The sequence below is a fragment of the bacterium genome (assembly GCA_040755795.1).
Taxonomy (GTDB): domain Bacteria; phylum UBA9089; class CG2-30-40-21; order CG2-30-40-21; family SBAY01; genus JBFLXS01.
This window is the reverse complement of sequence record JBFLXS010000249.1, coordinates 1-5,921: the sequence shown is the minus strand read 5'-3', so window position 1 is coordinate 5,921 and position 5,921 is coordinate 1. Positions and strand designations below refer to the sequence as shown.

Sequence of the window (5,921 nt, the reverse complement as noted above, 5' to 3'; positions counted from 1 at the left end):
TAATTTTTATCAGGCACTCCATATAATTTGCACAGGGTTTGCATTAACGGTTTTTCTACCCTTTTTCCACCAGTGCTCCACAATCCACCTCTTAACTCTGCTCGTTTTACTGCGAGAGTATTTATTATGATTAAACTTTCGCTGACATTTAAATCAACACTTACTCCCTTAAATTTAATTGTTAGTGTAATATCAAGTTCTGGTTCTGTATCTACTAAATTCTTGATAGTTTCATAAAGAGTGTCATAGTGTTCATTTGAAGCATCAATCACAATTTCCTTCGTTGAAGAGTTAAACATATTATGGATTGTCTTTTTATTAAGTCCTGAATTTATCGCTATATCTCTTGCGGATAATTCTGGATTAAGAAATTCTTTTTTATACCAATCAACTGTTATGTTTTTACTTTTAAGTTTTGCATCAACGATTCTCTTAAAAAAATCAATCGCAAATTGCAAAAATTCTGCGTTAATTAAGGTTACTATTTCAATTCTATAATCCTGACCTTTAATAAGTTTTTGGATAATATTCTTTGCTACTGATTCTGGCAGTGTCATTTTTAGATACCTCCTTAAATTGTTCTAATGAAAGAAATAAGGGTTCTTTATTAGCAAAAAGAGACATATTACTTAAATTATTTTTGATTTCTTCAAAATATCTCTTATCTTGTTCAGTCAAAAAAAAGTATCTCTCTAAACTTTTTGCGGCTCTTCCTAAAGTCCCACTTCCAGCAAAAGGGTCAAAAACTAAATCGCCTTTAAAAGAATAAAATTTAATGACTCTATTACACAATTCAACTGGGAAAACGGCGGAATGTACCTTATTGAATGTTGGGTCGATTTTCCAAACATTTGATGTTTCATAGTCTTCAATCACCTTGCTTTCTTTAACAATATTCCAATTATATTGATGGATATTCCAATCCAGGAGTTTATCTGTTTCTTTTCGATATACCATCAAGTATTCTGTCACGGGATTTGGTTTATATCCAAGTGGTTTTCGATGTTGTAAAAACCCTGCATTACGATTTTTAACGCTTGATTCTGATTTTAACCACACAATATCATCTATAAATTCCCACCCCATATCAATCAAATAATGATGTATATCAAAAGGAATAGGATACCTTTTGCTGGAATGTTGCCGACTTATTCTTGGAATAATAATTGGAGAGGTATTTAAAATGAAAAATCGTCCCTCTTTAGTTACTCTATGAACATCTTTGAAAATCTCTACTAAAAAATCTAAATATTCTTTATAACTCTGGTAAATAGAATAATCCCTTGCGTTATAATAAGGTGGTGATGTAAAAGTTAGATGTATTGATTCATCTGGAACAAATTTTAGAACTTCTCTGACATCAGTATTAACCACAACATTTTTAAGAAAATTATAGGTCTGGGCATGGGGTTGCGTTATTTTATTCAGATTATTTGAAAAGTATTCTTTATGAATTACTGTTTGAATCATTTCATTCGGATGGTTAATTAACTTTTTGAGACTATTATCAACTGTTTTATCCGTATTTTTATAGACAAGTAATCCACGCATCGCTTGCAATACGACTTTGGGGTCGGAATCATTTAAAAACTCAATTAATACTGATTTATTTTGTGGATTTCGCATTCTGCCAATAGAAGATATTGCTTCTCTCCTGACCATTGAATCATTATCCTCTCTGGCAATTTTTGACAATATTTCTAAACATCTTACATCTTCAAGTTTCCCAAGATTTTTCACTGTCCAAAATTTTACCTGTGAGTTTTTGAAGTTTAAAAGAGGAATTAAAAGGTTTCCATCAAACCCTTTTGGTAAATGACCTAAATTTTCCAGTAAGAAAATTATACTACTGGCATCTTTTAATTTCTCTATAACTTCAGATAATGCCCCATTGCCTGCTGTCTTTAATTCATTAATGTATTCTTTTGTTAGCATCATTTTCTAATCTCCAGCGGTAAATTCTCGGCATAAAATGAAATCGTAATGTCCCCATATCGCTTTTGCTTTATCAATCTTAAGGATTTGATTATCTCTGGTAAAATCTCCTTTTTATGATGTTCTATTCCTATTATTCCATTTGTATTGAGGATTTTATTTTCCGATAGAGCAACAAGTGTTGGAAAACAAAAATTTTTTAAAAAAGGTGGTGCTAAATAGACAATATCAAAACACTCTTTTTTTTGTGATAAAAATTTTATAGCCTTGAGCACTTCTGTTTTATAAACAAAAGTTTGTTTTTCTGAAAAATCCAAGGATAAGATATTTTGTTTGATGATTTTTACCTGCGAGGCATTATTTTCGACGAAGACTACTTTTTTTGCACCACGGCTTAACGCCTCTAATCCAATATTTCCTGTGCCTGAATAGAGGTCAAGGAAACAGGCTTGATTTACTTTATTGCCCAGAGTATCAAATAACGACGCCTTTACCCGACTTAATGTAGGTCTGGTTGCATATCTATTTTTCGCCTTAACAATTCTACCTTTAGCCTTACCGGCAATAATTCTCACTTTCATATTTTACTTAAAAAAATATTTATTGTCAACAAAAATCTTGACTTTCACCCTGTTTTGGCGTATAATCAGATTAAAAGATGGAAAAACCAGATGTTCGTGTTGCCCTCGTCGTCCTTAAAGAGGATAAAATTTTGTTAGTTCAACATCAAAAGAAAGGTAGAAAATATTGGCTTTTGCCTGGTGGAAGGGTAAATTTTGGCGAAACATTGATAGAAGCAATCCAGCGAGAGATGTTGGAAGAGGCAAATATTAAAGTTAAGGTAGGAGATTTGCTTTTTATAAGCGATGCTATCTCACCCGATATTGACTCCAAGAGACACATCATCAATATCTTCTTTGAAGGGGAAATGATTGGCGGCGAGTTAAAAATTGGCAACGAAGAAATCCTTCAACAAATAGAATTTATCCCGGTGAGTCAATTAGACAAATTGACCTTTTATCCAATGGTGAAAGAAGAATTAAGGGAATGGTTACAAAAGCGAAAACCTTTAGGTTACCTTGGTAATCGGTGGGAGTAAGAATGAATAATATTATCTTATCAGGTTTTATGGGAAGTGGTAAGACTGCGGTAGGCAAACAACTATCCTCAAAATTAAATATGGATTTTATCGACCTCGATGATTGGATTGAAGAAGAGGCACAAATGGCTATAAATGAAATATTTGCTAAATTTGGAGAAGATTATTTCCGAGAATTAGAAAAAGAAATAGTTAAAAAAGCCTGTGAGAGCCTTAAGAATAGTGTTATTTCTACTGGTGGTGGGGTAATATTAAGGGATGAAAATGTAGAAAATTTACATCGAGCCGGGATAGTAATCTGGCTCAAGGTAACTCCTGAAAAGGTCTATGAACGCACTAAAGATGCTTCTCATCGCCCCTTATTAAATTGCCCTAACCCGCTTGAAAAGATAAAAGGATTGCTCTCCTTTCGCACACCTTATTATACCGCCGCCGCAGATTTTATTGTGGATACATCAGATTTAACGGTTGAAGAGGTAGTCTTAAGAATTACCCGGTATCTGAAACTTTGCCCTGGTGTGGTGTTGAGTAAGTTTTGCCCGGAGTATCATCAGGTTTCGTAACCTGCAAACGGATAATTGGTAACTGGTAACTGGTAACTGGTAACTGGTAATTGGTAACTGGTAACTGGTAACTGGTTAAATAGTTTCGTCCTGTGTGGTTAGGTTTTAGGTTATTGACGCTGAAAGCGTCGAATTTTAAATAACCGTAGATGCAATCTACGGAAATAAACGCCCGCAAAACTCGACCCTGAAAGGGTCGAATGTAATCCATAGTTAGAATTCAACCCTTTCAGGGTTGAGTAGTAAGCAGGATCTTTTCTTCTTTCCGTAGATTTTATCTACGGTTATGTAAAAGTCAAACCTTTCAGGTTTGAAGAAATTTGCTTGTAATTTCTAACCGCACAGGTCAAATAGTTTCGTCATGAGCTCAGCCGAACGGTATTTAATTACCAGTTACCAATCACCAGTTACCAGAATCAAATTCCGTGCGTTATTTGTTCACCACAACACTAGCCGCTATGAGAGAACCCTGCAAGTTTCCATCAGTTTTTAAATACAGCGCCGGTAGAGGCTGAGGTAACCTGCTGGGCATAGCGATACAGGTAGCCTTCTTTTATCTTATATTCTGGTATCTGCCAATCTTTAAACCTTTTCTTTATCTCCTCCTCGGATAGTTCTATATTTAATCGTTTATTAGGAATATCTATGCTTATCATATCGCCGTCTTTGATGATAGCCATTGTGCCTCCTTCTTGTGCCTCTGGTGAGATATGGCCGATAGCCGCTCCTCGAGTTCCACCAGAGAATCTACCATCTGTTAGTAAAGCGACATCTTTATCCAGACCTACACCTGCAATAGCCGATGTAGGACCAAGCATCTCGCGCATCCCGGGACCACCTTTAGGCCCTTCATATCGGATAACCACAACCTGCCCTTTTTCTATTTCCTTGTTCAAGATTGCCTTCATTCCAGCTTCTTCAGAATCAAATACCTTTGCTGGTCCCCGATGGACAAGCATCTCTTGAGCAACAGCTGATTGTTTCACCACCGCCCCTTCTGGAGCAAGGTTACCAAATAAAATGGCAATACCACCATCCTTTGAATAAGGTCTGTCAATTGGTCGGATAACATCTTCATTCAAATTTTTAGCATTTTTGATATTATCCATAACTGATTTACCCGTAGCGGTCAGCAATTTGGTATTAATTAACCCTTTTTTATTTAATTCTGACATTACCGCAGGCACGCCACCAGCTTTATCTAAATCCTCAAGGTGATGTATGCCTGCTGGAGAGATTTTACATAGATTTGGGGTGCAACTGCTTATTTCGTTAAACAAATTCAAATCAATCTTTATATTTGTCTCACGAGCAATCGCAGGAAGATGTAAAACAGTATTAGTCGAACTACCCAGTGCCATTTCTACGGCAATTACATTTCTAAATGCCTCCTGGGTGGCAATATCTCGTGGCAGGATATTTTTTTCAAGCAATTCCATTATCTTCATACCAGCAATCTTTGCCAATCTTTTTCGTTTAGCCGATGCCGCCAGAATAGTTCCATTACCTGGCAAACTTAATCCTAATGCCTCACTGAGGCAATTCATAGAATTAGCCGTGAACATTCCCGCACAAGAACCACATCCAGGGCAAGCTTCCTCTTCTATTTGTTTTAAGTATTCTTCTGTAATTTTTCCACCAGCATAGGCACCCACATTTTCAAAAACAGTAATCAAATCAAGTATTTTACCTTGAAAATAACCGGTTAACATTGGTCCACCACTGATTAAAATTGCCGGAATATTCAATCGTAACATTGCCATAAGCATTCCTGGTATAATCTTATCACAATTTGGGACTACAACCAGGGCATCAAAAGGATATGCCATTCCCATTGCCTCAACAGAATCAGCAATCAATTCCCGTGAGGCTAAAGAATATTTCATTCCTTTATGTCCCATCGCAATACCATCACAGATACCAATTGTAGAGAATTCCATTGGTGTGCCACCGGCTAATCGGACGCCCGCTTTTACCGCCTCGACAATCTCGTTTAAATGGATATGCCCTGGTATAAGCTCATTAGCCGAGTTAGCAATACCAATTATTGGGCGTTGAATCTCCTCATCTGTGTAGCCCATAGCCTTAAATAGTGAGCGATGAGGTGCTCTTTCAAAACCTTTTTTCATTACATCCGACCTCATAAATATTTTTCCTCCTTTTTCTTCTTAAAGAATAACTATTCAGCATACCAAGCAAGTAGGAAGTAGGAAAGTAGGAAGTAGGAAGAGGGGAAAATACTTCATACTATTTTACTCTTAATTGATTTGATTAAACCTATAAGCATCCTACTCACTTCTTCAGATATATCCCAAATGGATTGA

Annotated in this window: 6 protein-coding genes; 2 read left to right on the top strand and 4 right to left on the bottom strand. The window is 36.0% G+C overall.

Annotation, left to right across the window (positions count from 1 at the left end):
• From AB1414_13925 to rsmD, 3 genes are all read right to left on the bottom strand, one after another.
• A partial coding sequence (locus tag AB1414_13925) for a CfrBI family restriction endonuclease (GenBank protein MEW6608520.1) occupies window positions 1-557 on the bottom strand: 557 nt, incomplete at its 3' end.
• Window positions 508-1,938: a DNA methyltransferase gene (locus AB1414_13920; GenBank protein ID MEW6608519.1), complete on the bottom strand. Its 1,431-nt coding sequence runs from the start codon at window positions 1,936-1,938 to the stop codon at window positions 508-510. The genes AB1414_13920 and AB1414_13925, both read right to left, overlap by 50 nt.
• Entirely contained in the window at window positions 1,935-2,516 is a 582-nt protein-coding gene (gene rsmD, locus AB1414_13915; protein ID MEW6608518.1) for a 16S rRNA (guanine(966)-N(2))-methyltransferase RsmD, read from the bottom strand. Before rsmD ends, AB1414_13920 begins: the two co-directional genes overlap by 4 nt.
• A gap of 77 nt (window positions 2,517-2,593) precedes the next feature.
• On the opposite strand from rsmD, the gene AB1414_13910 reads away from it, so the two are divergent.
• Window positions 2,594-3,034, top strand: a complete 441-nt coding sequence (locus AB1414_13910; protein MEW6608517.1) for an NUDIX hydrolase — start codon at window positions 2,594-2,596, stop codon at window positions 3,032-3,034.
• A 2-nt stretch (window positions 3,035-3,036) separates the two neighbouring features.
• Complete coding sequence (locus tag AB1414_13905) at window positions 3,037-3,597, top strand: shikimate kinase (GenBank protein ID MEW6608516.1); 561 nt, start codon at window positions 3,037-3,039, stop codon at window positions 3,595-3,597.
• A gap of 482 nt (window positions 3,598-4,079) precedes the next feature.
• Here AB1414_13905 and ilvD read toward each other — a convergent pair whose 3' ends face one another.
• Entirely contained in the window at window positions 4,080-5,741 is a 1,662-nt protein-coding gene (gene ilvD / locus AB1414_13900) for a dihydroxy-acid dehydratase (protein ID MEW6608515.1), read from the bottom strand.
• Window positions 5,742-5,921 lie beyond the last annotated feature (180 nt).

What these genes read in the sequence shown, in the direction of transcription:
- AB1414_13910 (MEW6608517.1), top strand. Translation starts at nt 2,594, where the DNA reads ATGGAAAAACCAGATGTTCGTGTTGCCCTCGTCGTCCTTAAAGAGGAT.
- ilvD (MEW6608515.1), bottom strand. Translation starts at nt 5,741, where the DNA reads ATGAGGTCGGATGTAATGAAAAAAGGTTTTGAAAGAGCACCTCATCGC.
- AB1414_13920 (MEW6608519.1), bottom strand. Translation starts at nt 1,938, where the DNA reads ATGATGCTAACAAAAGAATACATTAATGAATTAAAGACAGCAGGCAAT.
- rsmD (MEW6608518.1), bottom strand. Translation starts at nt 2,516, where the DNA reads ATGAAAGTGAGAATTATTGCCGGTAAGGCTAAAGGTAGAATTGTTAAG.
- AB1414_13905 (MEW6608516.1), top strand. Translation starts at nt 3,037, where the DNA reads ATGAATAATATTATCTTATCAGGTTTTATGGGAAGTGGTAAGACTGCG.